The organism is Micromonospora sp. NPDC049257 (genome assembly GCF_040678915.1).
Lineage (GTDB): Bacteria > Actinomycetota > Actinomycetes > Mycobacteriales > Micromonosporaceae > Micromonospora > Micromonospora antibiotica.
The window spans coordinates 68,610-85,989 of the sequence record NZ_JBFAQU010000017.1 but is presented as its reverse complement, the minus strand read 5'-3'; the positions used below and the strand labels follow the sequence as shown (position 1 = coordinate 85,989).

Sequence of the window (17,380 nt, the reverse complement as noted above, 5' to 3'; positions counted from 1 at the left end):
CCTCACCCCGGGTCCACGCCGTCGCGGGAGAGCTCGGCCAGCAGCGTCGCGGCCCGGGCGGCCAGGTCCGGATCATCACAATCCTCGGCCAGTTCGATCGCCCGCCGCAGGTACGCCGGGGCGTCCCGGGTCTCCCCCGTGCGGCGCAGCGCCTCGGCCAGTTCCACCGACACCAGGGCCTCGAACGCCGGCATCGCGCTGGCCCGCAACCGCGCGACCGCCTCCCGCAGGGCGGTGACACGGTCCGGCCACCGGCCGAGGACGGCGAGATCGTCGGCGATCCGCCGGCAGTTCAACGCGTCGGTGGCGGCCCGGGCGAAAGCCGCGATGGGATAGCGCGGATCGCGGAGCAGGCATCTCGTCCGCTGGTGCACCCGCAGCGCCTCGACGGGTCTACCGAGGGCCAGCAGCGATGAGCCGAGCGAGGCCATCGCCTGCGGCAGGCCCTCCGGATCGGCGGCACGTCGCAGCAGCACCCAGGCCCGTTGCCGCTGCCGCAGCGCCGCCGCGTGCTCGCCCAACCCGGTGTGGCCGCTGGCGGCGTAGAGCAGCGCCCAGCCCTGCTGGGCCGGGTCGCCCGCACGGACCGCCCGGTCCAGCGCCCGGGTGGCGGTGGCCACGCTGGCGGCGTACTCACGCTGGCAGATCGCCTGCGCCCAGGACAGGTAGTTGAGGTGGACCGCCTCGGTGCGGGGGTCGTCCAGCCGGGCGGCGGACTCGGCGGACAACCGGAAGACCTCCGGCCACAGGTCGAGGTGCACCCGGCTGTCGGAGAACCAGTGCAGCGCGTCGACGGTGTCGAGCACCTGCTCGTGCAGCCCCTCGGCGGCGGCCGACCGCAACGCCGCGAACCAGTTGCCCCGTTCGGCGTCGAGCCACGCCGTCGCCGCATCGCGATCCCCGAACTCCGCCAGCGACGGCGGTCCGTCCGGCTCGAAGTGCCGCCCCGCCGCCGTGGTCCGCGCCAGCCACCAACGCAGCGAGGACGCCCGCAACGGGCCGGCCGAGTCCGGCTCCTCGGCCGTCAGCCGGTCGACGGCGAAGTCACGTACCAGGTCGTGCAGCCCGTAGCGGTCCGCCGGCACGGCAGCCACCAGGCCGCTCTCCACCAGGGCTTCCAGCCGTTTCTCGGCGTCGGCGTCGGAGCCGTCGGTGACCACGGCGACCGGGTCCGGGCCGAAGTCCGGACCCGGCATCAGCGACAACCGCCGGAAGGTCCGCCGCAGGTCGTCCCCGAGCCGCCGGTACGACAGGCTCAGCGCGGTGTGGATGCCGGCGGTGTCGGCGTCGATGACCCGCAGGCGGGCCTGCTCGCCGGTGAACCGACGGTTCAGCTCCGCGACGGACAGCCCCGGCTCGGCCGACAGGCGTTGCCCGGTGACGCGCAACGCCAGGGGCATGTGACCGCAGTGCCGGGCCAGCTCGGTGAGTTCGGTCGGATCGACGGCGACCGGCCGGGCGATGGCCCGCAGCATCGCGGTGGAGTCCTCGGCCGGCAGCGGCTCCAGCGACAGCCACTGTGCGGTGTCGAGACCGCTGAGTCGCCGCCGGCTGGTGAACAGCACGAGACTGCGTCCGGCCCCGGGCAGCAACGGCCGGACCTGCGCCTCGTCGGCGGCGTTGTCCCACACCACCAGGGCCCGGCGCTCACACAGCACCGACCGGTACGCCGTCGCCCGCTCGTCGCGGCCGGCGGGGATCCGCTGTTCCGGCACGCCGAGCGCCCGCAGCAACCGGTGCAGCGCCTCGCCCGGGGTGGTCGGGACGTCGTCCATGCCGCGCAGGTCGACGAGGAACCGGCCGTCGGGGAAGTCCGTGGCCAGGTCGGCCGAGGCCCGCAGGACGAGGCTGGTCTTGCCCACCCCGGCCGGTCCGGTGACGACGAGCACGGTGGCCTGCTGCCGGTCACCTGACGGGCGACGGGCGATGCCGCCCAGGGTCCGCAACTCCGCTGCCCGGCCGCTGAAGTAGCGAGGCGGATCGGGCAGTTCCGCGCCGGCCGGCCGCACGGAGGTGGCCTCGACCAGGCGACGACGCTCGTCGTGCGGCACGGCGAGAACGTCGAACAGGACGGTCAGGGTGCGCCGTTGCGGGCGACGGACCCGGTCGCGTTCGATGTCGCTGATCGCCCGGGCGCTGACTTCGCAGCGCTCGGCGAGCGCCTCGATCGACAGGCCCGCCGCCACGCGGCACCCACGCAGGACGGCACCCAGCGTCGGCGGTTCGGGTACGCTCGGTATCGGCTTCACCGAGCACACCCTCACAGATCACCGCCCGAGATTCCAGGCATCGACGAGTGACGTAGCGCATGGTCGGATCACCCACCGTTCACCCGTCAGGTCTGGTAGCCGCCGTAGTTGCACGCCCGGGCGTACGCGTCTGCGCTGCCGTGGGTGTCGACGCAGCCGTGGCGGGTGTCGACGTCGTTGGGCCGCAACGACACCTGGTTCCAGTTCGGACCGTAGCCTTCGATCTGCTGCTGCGGGAACCCCGGGTGACACGCGGAACGACAGGCAGGAAAGACGACGACGCAGACCGGGCCGGGCAGCGCGACACGACCGAACGGTCGGGCCGCCCCGCGCAGGACACGAGGCGGCCGACCGGCCGGTTACGACGTGGCGGTCAGCTGCGCAGGCTCCACTGCTGGTTCTGTTGCCCGTTGCAGGCCCAGAGAACGAGTTTGGTGCCGTTGGCCGTGGCCGCGTTGGTGGCGTCCAGGCAGCGACCCGACTGCACGCCGGTGATGGTGCCGTCGGCATTGACGTTCCACTGCTGGTTGGCCCCGTCGTGACAGTCCCAGATGATCACCTGGGTGCCGTTGCCGGTGCCCTGCCCGGAGGCGTCGAGACACTTGCCGCCCGACACCTGGAGTTGCCGGCCCGCCGTCCGGGTGAAGCGCTGCGCGCTGCCACCCGTACAGTCCCACAGCTGGACCTGCGTGCCGTTGGTGGTGCTGCCGTTCGGCACGTCGACGCAGCGACCGGACTGGGTGCCCACGAGTTGGACGCTCTGCGTGGGGGTGCCGCCACCGGCCGGCGCGTATCCCGCCGCGGCGATGTTCGCCTGCACCGCGTCCTCGGTGGCCGGCGACGGGTAACCCGAGGTCAGCACGCCCTCGAAGAAGGTGCCCCGGCCGGAGACGCTGTTGTCGCCGCCGATGCCGAGCAGAATCGCACCCTCCTTCTTCATCGGGTGGTATCCGTTGGGACGCCGCCCGTCGAAATAGGTCGTCAGGCCCCCCGACTGGGCGTTGCCACCGCGGATCGCCCAGTGGTTCGGCTCACCTTTGACCATGGCCGTCACGAAACGGTGGTTGATGGACGCGATGTTGTTGTACCCCGCGTTCACCCCGGAGAACAGCCCCCACTCCAGATCGGCCATGACCCACGGGCCGGCGCCGGCACCGTATCCCCACTGCTTGTTGGCACCGAAGTAGACCGTCTCCATGATGGCCGGCGCGTCGGCCTGACCGTCGGTCTGCGCATTGCCGTAGTCGAAACAGCACCACTGGTTGTAGTGCGTGCCGTCGACGACGGCGTAGATGCCCTCGGGCTGGTCGCCGGTGGCGACACCGTTGGTGTTGTTGTTGCGGTAGCCGGTGCCGGGCGAGACGTAGACGCCGTACGCCTTCCGGCCGCCGATCGTGACCGGTGCGGCCTTCGCGTCGGCCAGGTTGTCCCAGCCGCCCGGCGCCGGGCCGGGCCAGTAGCCGCCGGGCGCCTGGGTGAGGCGGTTGTTGCGGCCCGACTGGTCGTAGATGATCGTGATCACGCAGCTCGTGTTCGCGCAGAAGGAGTCCTGGGTCGCGGCGTCGACGACACCACCCACGCTCAGCACCCCGACGTCCCGGGTGGTGTTGTCCGACGTCCGGCGCACCTGGTACAACGGCCCGTTGTACGCACCGTACAGGGCGCGGGTGGTGCTGTGCGCGGCCACGCACGGCGTACCGCCCGCGGCGTAGATGTCACACGGGCCGGTGGTCGCGGCCCGCGCGCCCGGCGCGTCCGCCAGCACGGAGCCGCCGCTGACGACGGCCAGGGTCGCCATCGTCGCCACGGCGATCGTCATACGACTGGGCCTTCTCAACACATTCATCGAAACCTCTCCGGAACGGTACGGGTGCGGTGCTGGCTGCCTCTGGCGCGGCTGTGCCTCATGTCCGAACGACGGGGTTGCGGGACCGATCCGTCAGCCGCGCCCACTCCTGACATAAGACGTCAGATCTTTAACATTAACCCCTGTCGATATATTGCGCCACCCTGCGATCCCTGTCCGCCCCGCCCTGCGCACCACGCAACGCCGGACATCGGCGGATTGCCCCCGGAGGACGGCGGCGGAACTGTTCCTGCCCCGATCGGGAATTGCGGGGCGGTTATGCTCCACGGCAAACACGGCGCATTCCCGCGCCGGTGGCGGAATTCGGCTTGAGGGCGGGCATGAACATCGGGGAGATCGCCCGGCGGGCCGGAGTGTCCCGCAGCACCGTGTCGTATGTGTTGAGCGGGAAGCGGGCCGTGTCGGCGACGACCCGACAACGGATCCAGGCGGTCATCGACGAGCTGGGCTACCGGCCGAACGCCAGCGCCCGCGCGTTGAAGGAGGGGCGCACCCGCACCCTCGGGCTGGTGATCCCCCCGGCCAACCAGCGTCTGACCGACATGCAGCTGGGCTTCGTCGCCAGCGTCGTCGAGGCGGCGGCCCGACACGACCTGGACGTGCTGCTGTCCCCGTCCGGCGGCGACCACGACCGGTCGTTCGAGCGGATCGTCACCGGGCGGCGGGTGGACGGGGTGGTACTGATGGAGATCCGGCTGACCGACGACCGGGTGACCCGGCTGGCGACGGCCGGTGTGCCGTTCGTGACGATCGGTCGGACGGCCGAGCCGCACGGGATGAGCTGGATCGACGTCGACTACGCGGCCCTGATCTCCCGTTGCGTGCACCACCTGGCCGACCTGGGGCACCGGCAGGTGGCTCTGGTGAACCGCTCCGCCGAGCTGGTCGCGGCGGGTTACGGCCCCAGCCACCGTGCCCTGGCCGGCTTCCAAGCGGCCACCGCCGAGCGGGGCCTGACCGGCATCGACGTCTGCTGCGGCGACGACACCGCCTCGGGCGAGGCGGGCATGACGCAGCTGCTGGCGACGCATCCGCAGGTCACGGCGGTGGCCACCATCAACGAAGCGGCACTGCCCGGCATGCAGCGCGCGTTGCACGCCGCCGGCCTGTCGGTGCCGGGTGACTTCTCCGTCACCGGCGTGGCCGCCCAGCACTGGGCGGAGGATTTCCGCCCCCCGTTGACCGCCGCCGACGTGCCGACCCGGGACATGGGCGCCGAGGCGGTGTCGCTGCTGCTGGAGCTGATCGCCGCACCCGGCGGCACCCCCCGCCACCGGCTCTACGCGCCGCCCATCTCGTTGCGCGAGAGCACCGGCCCGGCCCGGACCCGCTGACCCGCCCCGGCCCGGGGCGGCGCCGTGCCACCACCGGGTGGGCGGCGGCACGACGTTCACCGGGTCGGCCCCGCCGGTGACCCGGTGCGCCCCTGCTGGGCGGCGGCGAGGATGAGGTAGCTGCTGGCCGTCCAGGTGTACGCCCGGTCGCGCAGCCCCGCGCCGGTCTCGGCGTCGAAGTTCTCCGCGAAGCCGGACTTCTCGCACAGCACCAGGAACCGCCGGCTGATCTCGTCGGCGAGCACGGTGTGCCCGGCCCGGCGCAGGCCGTCCTCCACCAGCACCGTGGAGGGGGCCCAGATCGGGCCACGCCAGTAGCCGTCGGCGAGGTAGTGGGCCGAGTCCGTCGGTTCAGTGGCCAGCCCATGGGTGGTCAGGTGGGCCTCGACCCGCCGGGCCAGCACCCGGGTGACCGGCTCGGGGAGGTCGTCGCCGAGGGTGACGGGCAACAGGTCGAGCAGGCTGCGGCTGGCCCGTCGCCGACCGGTGTGCGGGCTGCGGGCGGTGAAACGCTCGCCGTCCCACAGGTCCCGCAGCAGGGCGGCGCGCACCCGGTCGGCCTCGGCGGACCACCGGTCGGCGGGCTCACCCAGCTCGGTGGCGAGGTCGGCCAGGCAGCGCAGTTGGCTGACCAGGAAGGCGGCGAGGTCGGCGGTCTCCAGCACCCGGTCGTGGTCGAAGGTGGTGGCGTTGTCCCAGCCGCTGTCGTTACCGTGCTGGTAGTGCGGCAGGTCGTGGCCGGGGGCGCGGCGGGCGTCCAGCCAGAACCGGGTCCACCGACCCAACCGGTCGTACGTCCGGGCCAGTTCCACCCGGTCCGGCGGCGTGGGCAGCCGGCGGCGCAGCTGCCGCAGGGCCCACCCGTGCACGGGTGGCTTGACGTAGTTGTGCAGCACCTCCGAGTGGGTGACCGAGTCCGGCAGGGCACCGGCGGCGTCCTGGTGGTCGAAGGGCAGCTGGAACTGGTGCCAGGCAAGCTCCGGCTCGCCGGACGCCAGGGCGATCGCGTTGAAGCAGTGGTCCCAGCTCCACACCTTGTCCATCCAGTGCTTGGACATCAGCACGGCCGGCCGGGTGACGAAACCCGCCGGCTCGACGGTGGCCGACCACAGCACGTACGCGGCCAGCTCGGCGGCGGGGGTGTCGACACCGCGCCAGGGCGCGACCGCGTCGACGAACGCGGTGAACTCGACGCCGCGGTCGCGGCACAGCTGGTCGAACGTGCCGGACCGGGCATAGGGGCGGCGGGCCGTGCGGTACTCCTCGATCGCGATCTCCCAGGGCTGGTCGGCGGGCAGGTGCAGCCAGCGGTCGGCGGTGCCGAGCGCCTCCGCTCCCCCGAGCCCGCCCGGTGGGCCGGACAACACGGTGACCCGGTAGCGGCGGCCCGTCTCGTACGAGGTGAACACGGCCGACCCGTCGACCGGGTCGCGGTAGAGGTAGGTGCCGCTGAACGGGGTGAGGGTCCCGGCTGCGGCGGCGATCCGCAGTCCGAGCCCTCGGCCCCGCAGCCGTAGGGTGTCCGGCCCCTCGTAGCCGGCCTCGACCAGGCCCGTGCCGCTGCGCCAGGTGAGCAGTGTGGGCGTGGCCACGACCGTGCTGGCGGCGGTCGGGGCGAGTCGGAGCACCGGGTGCAGCCCGGTCTGGTGGGAGACCAGGTGCAGATCGTCGGCGTACGTCTTCTCGGCCACCACCGGGGAGATGTTGAGCCAGGAACCTCGGTAGCTGAACGGGATGTCCTGGAGGGAGAACTCCGGACCGGACGGTGCGACGGTCATGGCAGGTGACGCCCTCTCTGTCGTACGGTGGTCGGTCCTTGCGCATCCGACGTCCCGGCCGGGCCCGGGCGACGCGAACCGGCCCCTCGGCGATCGCCACGAGGTTGGCAGCGGTCGGTCACCGCCGACGGCTGGTTGCCGTCGCCTGCTGCCTCGATTCGCGGGCGACGTCCGGTGGCGAGGGGGGACGAGCGCCGCGCGGGTGGGGGCGCGACCCGACCGTCAGGCGAATCGGTTCGGCTCCTCCTTCGGACGAACATAGGTCTGGCGAGGCGACACGGTCAAGAGGGGGCACCACAGCCGTGATCGACATCGGAAACGTCGACTTCACCGCCCTGTCATCTTATTGACATCCTTCACTGGCTCACCCTACGATCCCTGCGAATCGATTCGCATGCGAAGCCCTCCGGAGAGCGTCCCCGCGCCCCACCAAGGAGCCGCCCTGTGAAAACCCCGCTGCGCAGCCGGCCCGGACGAATCCGCGTGATCGTCACCCGACTCACCGTCTGCCTGCTCGCCGTCGCCGCCACCGCCGTCGCCGCCACCCCGGCCCAGGCCGCCGACGAGTCGATCAGCGTCAACTTCTCCGCCACCGACGGCACGCCGACCTACCGCGCCTCCGGCTGGATCTACGGTATGACCGAGAACGCCAGCGGCCCGGCCGACCACTTCTACCGCGACGTCAAGTTCCAGTACATGCGGGCCGGCGGCGCGCAGCTGCCCGGCAGCGGTTGGGTCGGCGGCAACTACGACCGCCGGTGGAACTCCACCCTCGCCCAGGCCCGCCGGACCGCCGCCCTGGGCGGTCAGTTCATCATCCTGCCGCACGACCTGTGGGGCGCCGACGGCGCGGGGATCTCCCGCTTCCCCGGTGACAACGGCAACTGGACCGACTACGACAACTTCCTGACCCGGCTCATCGGCGACGTCCGGGCGGCCGGGCTGACCGTGCAGTGGGACATCTGGAACGAACCCAATATCACCATCTTCTGGAACCGCCCGATCTCCCAGTACCTCGAACTGTGGCGACGCACCTACCAGCGGCTGCGGGCGGAGTTCCCCACCCAGCTCATCGTCGGGCCGAGCTGCGCCTGCGTGCCGTCGACCAACCACGCCTTCTGGAACCAGTACCTCGACTTCGTCCGCTCCACCAACACGGTGCCGGACATCGTCAGCTGGCACTCGCTGCCCGGCGACCCGGTCGCCAACGTCGCCGCCGCCAACGCCACCCTCGACGCGCGTGGCATCGCCCACCCCCGGCCCTACCAGATCAACGAGTACGGCGCGTCCAACGAGCAGAACCCGGCGGACGGCGCCTGGTACGTCGCCCGGCTGGAGCGGGCCCGCGCGGACGGCCTGCGGGCGAACTGGGCCAGCGCCGGCAACCTGCACAACGACCTGGGCAACCTGCTGATCCGCAACTCGGCCGGCCAGCACCAGCCCAAGGGCGAGTGGTGGGTCTACCGCTACTACGCCGCGCAGACCGGGCAGATCGCCGCGGTGACCCCCAGCCAGTCCTACGACGCCTTCGCCACCCGGGCGACCGGGGTGGCGAGGGTCCTGGTCGGCGGCGGCCGGACCACCGGCAACCTGACCGTCAACCTGCAACGGCTGGACGCCACCAGCGGCATCGTGCAGAACAACCAGGTGCGGGTGCTCACCCAGCGCATCCCGCACAACAACGGTGGCGCGGTGCAGGGGCCGGTCACGGTGTCGAACACCGTGCTCACGCTGACCAACAACGCCGTCTCGGTGACCCTGCCGTACGGCAACCAGAACGACACGTACACCGTCACCGTACTGCCGCCCGCCGAGACCGGCTTCACCTCGGTCGCGGTGGCCCAGCACTCCCAGCAGTGCCTGGACAACACCGGCCTGGGCACCGCCGACGGCAACCCCCAGCAGCAGTTCCCCTGCGAGGGCGGCGACCAGCAGCTGTGGAACTTCCGCCCGGTCGCCGGGGTGGCCGACACGTACACCGTGGTCAACCAGCAGAGCGGCAAATGCCTGGACGTCAGCGGGGCGTCCACCGCCGACGGCGCAGCCGTGCAGCAGTGGACGTGCCAGAACGGCACCAGCCAGCAGTTCACCCTGCGCCGGGTGACCTACGGGGGCAACGACTCCCACGACTACCAGCTCGTCGCCCGGCACAGCAACAAGTGCGTCGACGTCAACGGGGTCTCCACCGCCGCCCAGGCGCGGATCCTGCAGTGGACCTGCAAGCCGGTGGGCCAGAGCAGCCCGCTCAACCAGACCTGGCGGCTCTGGGGCCGGTAGAGCGACGGTCGGAGACCGGTCGACCGGCACCCGGTCGCGCGGACGTCGACCCCGCCCCACCACAGACGACCCTACGAATTGATTTCTATCGTTCTTTTGGTGATCCTGAGGGGGTCCCGAACCGATTCGCCACCACCACCCGAGGGCGGGTCCGCCAGGGCCGCGCCGCCGACGAACCAAGGAGCCGCCTCGTGCGTACCCCGTCCCCGAGCGGATCAGGACCGGTCCGCGATCCCCTCCCCCACCGCCGCCGGCACCGGCTGACCATGCTGGTCGGTGCGCTGGCCGGCGTCCTCGTCGTCGCCGGGGCCGTGCCCGGCGTCACCTCGCCGGTCGCCGAGGCCGCCGCCGCGCCCGCGCTGGCCGCCATCGAGCCGGGGCAGAGCACCCGGATCGTCGGCACCGCCTCCGGGCGCTGCCTCGAGGTCCCCAACGCCAGCACCACCAACGGCACCCAGACCCAGCTGTGGGACTGCCAGGGTGGCGCCGGACAGACCTGGACCTGGACGACCAACCGCCAGCTCACCGTGTACGGCAACAAGTGCCTGGACGCCTCCGGCCGGGGCACCACCGCCGGCACGGCGGCGATCATCTGGGACTGCAACGGTCAGACCAACCAGCAGTGGAACGTCAACGCCAACGGCACCATCGTCGGCGTGCAGTCCGGCCTGTGCCTGGACGCGAACGGCAACGGCACCGCCAACGGCACCAAGATCCTGCTGTGGACCTGCAACGGTCAGGCCAACCAGCAGTGGACCTCGCCGACCACCCCGCCCACCACCACCCCGCCGACCACGCCGCCGCCGACCACTCCCCCGCCCGCAGGCGCCCTGCCGTGTGACATCTACGCCGCCGGTGGCACCCCGTGCGTGGCCGCGCACAGCACCACCCGGGCGCTCTACGCCGCGTACACCGGCAACCTTTACCAGGTACGCCGCTCCTCGGACAACACCACCCGCAACATCGGGCTGACCGGCACCGGCGGCACCGCCAACGCCGCGACCCAGGACGCGTTCTGCACCGGCACCACCTGCGTGGTGACCGTCGTGTTCGACCAGTCCGGTCGCGGCAACGACCTGTGGTACCAGGGCTCCAGCGTGGTTCCCGGGTCGCCGCAGAGCCGGCCGGCGGTCGCGACCTCGGAGTCGCTGACGGTGGGCGGCGCCAAGGCGTACTCGCTCTACATCAACCCGGGCAACAGCTACTGGCGTGACGGTCACCTGACGGGCATCCCGACCGGCGCGGCCCCCGAGGGCATGTACATGGTCACCAGCGGCACCCACGTCAACAACGGCTGCTGCTTCGACTACGGCAACAGCGAAACCACCCGCAAGGCCGACGCCGCCGGGGCGATGGACGCGATCAACTTCAGCACCCAGTGCTGGTTCGGCGGCTGCTCCGGCTCCGGCCCGTGGGTGCAGGCCGACCTGGAGTGGGGACTGTTCCCCGGCGGCAGCAGCTCGTGGAACCCCAACCAGCGGGCGTTCCCGCACAAGTTCGTCACCGCCACCCTGAAGAACAACGGCACCTCCCGCTTCGCCATCAAGGGCAGCAACGCCCAGTCCGGCAGCCTCTACACCCTCTACGACGGGTCGCTGCCGCCCGGCTACAGCCCGATGAAGAAGCAGGGCGCGATCATCCTGGGCAGCGGCGGCGACTGCTGCAAGCCCGACGGCGGCGCGAACCTCAGCGCCGGCACGTTCTACGAGGGCGCGATGGTCGCCGGCTACCCGTCGGACGCCACCGAGAACGCGGTACAGGCCAACATCACCGCCGCCGGCTACCGCTGACCCCGGTGCCGACCACCTGACCGGATCGTCGCGCCGGTCACCGCCATCGGGCGGTGGCCGGCGCGACAGCCGGCTGTCGGCTGGCGGTGAGCGCGCGGCCGTCGAAGGGGTGCCCCACACCCCGGCGCGCCACACCCGCTATCCGGCCGATCCGCCGAGGCGGTGGTCCAGCGCGGTGTGGCGGCGACCCGCGCCGACGGTACGCACGGCGGCGGCCAGCGCACGACGGGAACCGACCAGGACGACGAGTTGCCGGGCCCGGGTGACGGCGGTGTAGAGCAGGTTGCGTTGCAGCATCATCCAGGCGCTGGTGGTCAGGGGCACCACCACGGCGGGATACTCCGAGCCCTGCGAGCGGTGGATGGTCATCGCGTACGCGTGGGCCAACTCGTCGAGCTCGTCGAACTCGTAGTCGAGGTTCTCGTCCTCGTCGGTGCGTACGGTGAGGGTCTGCTCCTCGGGGGTGATCGCGGTGACGATGCCGAGGGTGCCGTTGAAGACGCCCGACTGGCCCTTGTCGTAGTTGTTGCGGATCTGGGTGACCTTGTCGCCGACACGGAAGACCCGCCCGCCCATCCGCCGCTCCGGTTGCCCCTCGCGGTGCGGGGTGAGCCGCTGTTGCAGCAGGGTGTTGAGGGCGGCGGCACCGGCCGGCCCCCGGTGCATGGGGGCGAGGACCTGCACGTCGCGGCGCGGGTCGAGACCGAACCGGGTGGGGATCCGGGTGCAGGCGACGTCGACGGTCAACGCGGCGGTGGCCTCGGTGTCGTCGCAGGCGAACAGGAAGAAGTCCGGCAGCCCGTCGAGCAGGGGTGGCCGACCGGCGTTGATCCGGTGCGCGTTGGTGATCACACCCGACTGGGCGGCCTGGCGGAACACCCGGGTCAGCCGCACCCGGGGGACGGCCGACGCGGTGAGCAGGTCCCGCAGCACCTCCCCGGCACCGACGCTGGGCAACTGGTCGACGTCGCCGACCAGGAGCAGGTGCGCCCCCGGTGGCACCGCCTTGACGAGCTTGTTGGCCAGGATCAGGTCGAGCATGGACGCCTCGTCGACGACGAGCAGGTCGACGTCGAGGGGATTGTCCCGGTCGTGGACGGCCTCCCCGCCGGGACGCAGCTGCAGCAGCCGGTGCACGGTGGCGGCGGGGTGCCCGGTCAGCTCCGACAACCGCTTCGCGGCCCGCCCGGTCGGCGCGACCAGGGTGATCCGGGCCTTCTTCGCGGCGGCAAGCGCGACGATGGACCGCACGGTGAAGCTCTTGCCGCAGCCCGGCCCGCCGGTGAGCACCGCGACCTTCGAGGTGAGCGCCAGCCGGACCGCGTGCTCCTGTTCGGGGGCGAGATCGTTGCCGGTGACCGCCCGCAGCCAGGCCAGCGCCCGGGGCCAGTCGACGTCGGTGAAGTGGGGCAGCCGGTCGGCCCGGTCGTGCAGCAGCCGCAGCAACGAGGTGGCCAGCGACTGCTCGGCGCGGTGGAACGGCACCAGGTAGACCGCCGGCACCGGCTCGCCGTCGTCGCCGGGCAACAGCTCCCGGACCACACCCTCCTCGGCGATCAGGTCGTCCAGGCAGCGGGTGACGAGGTCGCCGGGGACGTCGAGGATCGTCGTGGCGTCGGCGACGAGCGCCGGGGCGGGCAGGTAGCAGTGGCCCGAGTCGGTGGCCTCGGACAGGGTGAACCGCAGGCCCGCCATCACCCGCTGCGGGCTGTCGTGCGGGATGCCGACCGCCTGGGCGATGGTGTCGGCGGTCTTGAAGCCGATGCCCCACACGTCGGCCGCCAGCCGGTACGGCTCCTTCGTCACCACCTCGATCGACGCGTCGCCGTACTGCTTGAAGATGCGTACCGCCAGCGACGTGGACACCCCGACGCCCTGGAGGAAGACCATCACCTCCTTGATGGCCTTCTGCTCCTCCCACGCGGCGGTGATCTTCGCGGTGCGTTTCGGCCCCAGGCCGGCGACCTCGACCAGCCGGGCCGGTTCCTCCTCGATGATCCGCAGGGTGTCCAGGCCGAAGTGCGCCACGATCCGCTCGGCGAACACCGGCCCGATCCCCTTGACCAGGCCGGAACCCAGGTAACGCTGGATGCCCTGGACGGTCGCCGGCAGCACGGTGGTGTAGGAGTCGACCTCGAACTGCCGGCCGTACTTCGGGTGCGACGACCAACGTCCCGACAGCCGCAGGCTCTCCCCGGGCTGCGCACCCAGCAACGCGCCGACCACGGTCAGCAGGTCGGAGCCCCGGTCGGTGGCGACCCGGGCGACGGTGTAGCCGGTCTCCTCGTTGACGTAGGTAAGCCGTTCGAGGACCGCGTCCAGGGTGGCGAGCGGTGCGCGGGCGGGGGCGGTCACCCCCTCATCGTGCCGGGTGCCCGACGCGCCCCACCCACCGCCCGGACGAACACCAGCGTCCTCCCCCGCCGGGTGGGCGGGGAAGGACGCCGGGTGTCGCGGTGCGCCTGGTCAGCCGATGGTGAGGTTGCCACCGGAGGCGGTCAGGGTGCCCTCCCGGGTCGACGCGCCGGTCCAGTCCGAGGAGAAGAGCAACCGGTCACCGTCCCAGACGGTGATGCCGATCCCGTCGCGGCGGCCCGGCTCGCCCCGGTCGGTGGCGGTCACCCGCATGGTCAGCCCGGTCGCCACCGCCACCGGGTCCTGCGCGGTGGAGATGTCGTACAGGGTGACCTGGTAGCGCAGGTCGGCGACCGGTTCCCCGGCCACCGTGACACCGAACGACTCCAGCGCGGTGCTCTGGAACTTGTACCGCTTGCCGCCCGACTTGTAGCCGACCTTCGCGCTGCCGACCAACTTCTTGCCGTTGTTGATCCGGCCGTCCAGGGTCACCTCGATGCGCCGGTCGTCGTCGAGCGGGTAACCACCGGCGGTGGCCCCGCCCTTCAGGTAGCCCGAACCGGCGACCGACCGGCCGTACCCGCCGGCCACCGTGACGATGGCCGTCGCGCTGCCGGTGTACGCCCCCGACACCGTGGCGGTGACCGGGTGCGCGCCGTGCGGCAGCACGGCGCGGCAACTGGCCGAGCCGTCGTCCGCCGCCGCGCCGAACGGCGTCGCGACCGCCGTGCAGAGGGTCTCGTCGCCCTCGGTGAAGGTCACCGTGGCGTTGCGGACGTCACCGCCGCCACCCCGCACGGTGGCCCGCAGCAGCACGCCGGTGGTGTCGGCGTCGTCCACCGGGGCGGCCAGGGCGTCACCGGTGTAGGTGACGGTGGCCGCGCGGACCTGGGTGATGGCGAGGTCGGCGTCGCTCAGGTCGAAGAAGACGTTGCCGACCGCCTCGATCTTCAGCCGGCCCCGGGCGGTGTCCACGTTCGGCAGGGTCACCGTCGCGGCGCCGGTGTTCGGCACGCTCTCCGCCAGCACGTGCGGGAAGGTCGCCCCGCCGTCGGTGGACAGCGAGATCCGCACCTCGCTCACGTTGATCGGGGCGGTGTCCGTGCCGGCCACGTCCCAGGTGACGGGCATGGTGCCGCCGCCCAGGTGGGCCGCCGGCGTGGCCTGCGAGGTGACCAGGAACGGGCCGGCCGCCGGGGCGAGGGTCAACGCCACGTCGGCGCTGCCGATGCCACCGCCACCGGGGTGGTGGTCCCGGCCGGTGAGCCGGAAGTGCAGGGTCCGGTCGTTGGTCACGCCGACCCAGTCGGCGGTGGGCAGGAACTCCGAGTAGCAGTCCACCGTCGCGGCGGGCACGTTGCTCGCCCCGCCGGTGGCCGGTGGGGCCGGCGCGGCCGGGCAGGCCCCGGTGGCGGCGTTGGTGTTGTTCGCGGCGATCTGGGTCAGGTCGGGGAAGTGCCGGGTCGGGTCGGTGCTCACCGCGTTCTCCCCCGGCGAGTGGTACTCCAGGGTGTCGGTCGGGCTGACCGCCGCCGCCACGCCGAACTGGCGGAACAGCGGCCCGTTGGTCTTGGTGTTGTTGACCAGCGCGGTGCCGGTGCTGCCACCCCGGTCGTTCTGCTCCCACAGGTAGCTGACGGTGTCCCCGTCGACGTCGGTGGCGCTACCGGTCAGCGCGAACGGGGTCCGCGCCGGAATGGTGTGCGCCGCCGCCGGCACGGTGACCACGGGGGCCCGGTTGCCGGTCTGCGCGGTCTGGAAACCGTTGTTGCCGGCCGCACCGCCCCGGGCGGTCTCACCGACGAAGCCGGTCATCCCGACGGTGTCGGTGAGACCGAGCGACGACACGTCGACCCCGGCCAGCGGGCCCGCACCGAAGGTGACCTGGAAGCCGGTGTCGTTCGGCGCGCCCAGCCCACCGAAGGCCGTCACGCTGACGGTGGCCCCGGCCGGCCAACCGGTGATCGCCTCGATGGCGGCCTTGATCCCGGCCGCGGTGTAGTTGCCGCCGCGCACCACCGGCACCGACGACTGCCCCGCGTAGCTGATGCTGAACGCGTCACCGTCGGTGTCGAAGCCGGACAGCGAGACGGTCTGCACCTCGTTGAGCGCCGCCCGGGTGCCGGTGACGAACGTGCTGATCTCGGTGTAGCTGCGCTGCGACCAGTACGGGTCGCTGTGCGGCTGGAGGTTGTCCTGCTGGCAGATGCCCGCGTACGCCATGATCGACGAACCGCTGCCCGGCTCGTAGGAGTTGGCGGCGCTACGGTTGCCGCCGGAGCAGTTGTACTGGGTGCCGTTGAAGGTGTGGTTGCCGGCGAACTGGTGGCCGATCTCGTGTGCCACGTAGTCGACGGCGTAGAAGTCACCGACCGGGGTGGGCAGGCCCGTGCAGCCGCGCGCCTTGCCGTCCAGGCCGACCACGCCGAGGCCGGCGACGCCGCCACCGGGCAGGCCCAGGCCGATGTGCCCGACGTCGTAGTTGCCCGCGCCGACGAGCTGGCCCAGCACGATCCGGTTGCGGTTGAGCAGCGAGCTGGTGCACGACGAGATCTGCGTGGGGGTGTAGCAGGCCGCCGTGCCACAGGGCCCGTTCGCCTCGGTGGCCAGGGCTGCGGTGTTCAGGTTGGTCTTGTCGGTGTCGTTGACCAGCACCAACCGGATCGCCGTCTCGTCCTCATAGATCTGGGTGACCCGGTTGATCAGGGTCACCTTCGCCGCGGTGACGTTCTCCGCGCCGAAGAAGGTGGCGTACGACGGGTCGGTGACCAGGGCCAGCCGGTAGGTGCGCAGGGTGACCGGCGGACCTACCGGCTCGTCCGCGGTAACCTCCGGCGTCAGCGCCCCGGCCGCCGCCGCGACGTCCTCCCGCTCCACCATGGCCGGGTCGGTGTCGAGCAGGTCGCGGGCGTAGTAGCTGGCGTAGACGCTCTGGTCGCCGTGGTAGTACGGGTCGAGGTACCAGCTGCCGCCGGTCGACCGGACCGAGGCGTGGAAGCCCAGCGGGGTCAGGTCGGCGCGGATGGTCGCCGTCGGGTCGTCCAGGCCCCGGCCGACGTACGTGCTGATCTCGGGATGCCGGGCGGCGAGCCCCGGCTCCATCACCGGCGAGTCGACCAGGGCGAACCGCTGGAAGCCCCCGGTGGGGGTGGGCAACGCGACGGTCAGCGCCGACTGCGACCGTCGGGCCGTACCGGCCCGCTCGGCCGGCACGTCGGCCAGGGTGTCGGCCAACGCGGCCCGGTCCAGGGTGTACGCGGTGAACCGCTCCGCGCGGATGTCGGGGGTACGCCCGTCCCGGGCGTTGGCCGACGGCTCGCTCGGCAGCTGCCGCCAGGGGCCGGAGCCGGCCGGCGCGGCGACCGCCGCGGTGCCGCCGGTCAGCGGCAGCGCGGTGGCGACCAGCACCGCGGCGAGGAGCCCGGCCAGTCGGCGGCGGCCGCGACCAGCGGGATCGGGGGGTGGAACCGTCATCGAGTGGGCCTCACTTCACCAGGTAAGAGGAACGGGCCGGATGGCGTGGCGTTCGTGGGCCACGCCGGGCTGTCCCGGAGAAGCACACGCTATGACGGGTCCCCTGTCGACAGACATCATCCGTAAAGTCGACGCGGCGGCGAAGCACGGCGGTGTAAGCGGTCCTTGATGGATCCCGGCGCGGTGGGCAGGTGACCAGGGACCGGTGCGTCGTGGTCGGACGCCCGCTGGCCGTGGCGGGGCGACACCGGCCCGC

At 72.2% G+C, this 17,380-nt stretch carries 8 protein-coding genes; 3 read left to right on the top strand and 5 right to left on the bottom strand.

Annotation, left to right across the window (positions count from 1 at the left end; all coding sequences use genetic code 11):
• Positions 1 to 2 precede the first annotated feature (2 nt).
• Positions 3 to 2,249: a helix-turn-helix domain-containing protein gene (locus AB0K25_RS22845; RefSeq protein ID WP_357533563.1), complete on the bottom strand. Its 2,247-nt coding sequence runs from the start codon at positions 2,247 to 2,249 to the stop codon at positions 3 to 5.
• Between the two features lie 373 nt (positions 2,250 to 2,622).
• The gene (locus AB0K25_RS22840; protein WP_255597568.1) at positions 2,623 to 4,068 is read right to left on the bottom strand and encodes an arabinofuranosidase catalytic domain-containing protein; all 1,446 of its coding nucleotides are present in this window, start codon (positions 4,066 to 4,068) and stop codon (positions 2,623 to 2,625) included.
• Positions 4,069 to 4,436: 368 nt separating this feature from the next.
• Between AB0K25_RS22840 and AB0K25_RS22835 the strand changes: the two genes are divergently transcribed.
• On the top strand, positions 4,437 to 5,450 hold the full coding sequence (locus tag AB0K25_RS22835; RefSeq protein ID WP_357533566.1) for a LacI family DNA-binding transcriptional regulator: 1,014 nt from the start codon (positions 4,437 to 4,439) through the stop codon (positions 5,448 to 5,450).
• A gap of 56 nt (positions 5,451 to 5,506) precedes the next feature.
• Here AB0K25_RS22835 and AB0K25_RS22830 read toward each other — a convergent pair whose 3' ends face one another.
• Positions 5,507 to 7,228, bottom strand: a complete 1,722-nt coding sequence (locus tag AB0K25_RS22830) for a trehalase family glycosidase (RefSeq protein ID WP_357533568.1) — start codon at positions 7,226 to 7,228, stop codon at positions 5,507 to 5,509.
• A gap of 483 nt (positions 7,229 to 7,711) precedes the next feature.
• Between AB0K25_RS22830 and AB0K25_RS22825 the strand changes: the two genes are divergently transcribed.
• Entirely contained in the window at positions 7,712 to 9,505 is a 1,794-nt protein-coding gene (locus AB0K25_RS22825) for an RICIN domain-containing protein (RefSeq protein ID WP_363822513.1), read from the top strand.
• A gap of 191 nt (positions 9,506 to 9,696) precedes the next feature.
• A complete protein-coding gene (locus AB0K25_RS22820) occupies positions 9,697 to 11,295 on the top strand; it encodes an arabinofuranosidase catalytic domain-containing protein (protein ID WP_357533570.1) in 1,599 nt (532 codons plus the stop codon).
• Between the two features lie 138 nt (positions 11,296 to 11,433).
• On the opposite strand, the gene AB0K25_RS22815 is transcribed toward AB0K25_RS22820, so the two are convergent.
• Positions 11,434 to 13,650: an ATP-dependent RecD-like DNA helicase gene (locus tag AB0K25_RS22815; protein ID WP_219461793.1), complete on the bottom strand. Its 2,217-nt coding sequence runs from the start codon at positions 13,648 to 13,650 to the stop codon at positions 11,434 to 11,436.
• Positions 13,651 to 13,761: 111 nt separating this feature from the next.
• Positions 13,762 to 17,124 (bottom strand): M12 family metallo-peptidase, encoded by a 3,363-nt coding sequence (locus AB0K25_RS22810; protein ID WP_357533572.1) that lies wholly within the window; start codon positions 17,122 to 17,124, stop codon positions 13,762 to 13,764.
• Positions 17,125 to 17,380 lie beyond the last annotated feature (256 nt).

Excerpts from the sequence above, each read along its gene's own strand:
- AB0K25_RS22840 (WP_255597568.1), bottom strand. The coding sequence starts at position 4,068 with ATGACGATCGCCGTGGCGACGATGGCGACCCTGGCCGTCGTCAGCGGC.
- AB0K25_RS22835 (WP_357533566.1), top strand. The coding sequence starts at position 4,437 with ATGAACATCGGGGAGATCGCCCGGCGGGCCGGAGTGTCCCGCAGCACC.
- AB0K25_RS22830 (WP_357533568.1), bottom strand. The coding sequence starts at position 7,228 with ATGACCGTCGCACCGTCCGGTCCGGAGTTCTCCCTCCAGGACATCCCG.
- AB0K25_RS22810 (WP_357533572.1), bottom strand. The coding sequence starts at position 17,124 with ATGACGGTTCCACCCCCCGATCCCGCTGGTCGCGGCCGCCGCCGACTG.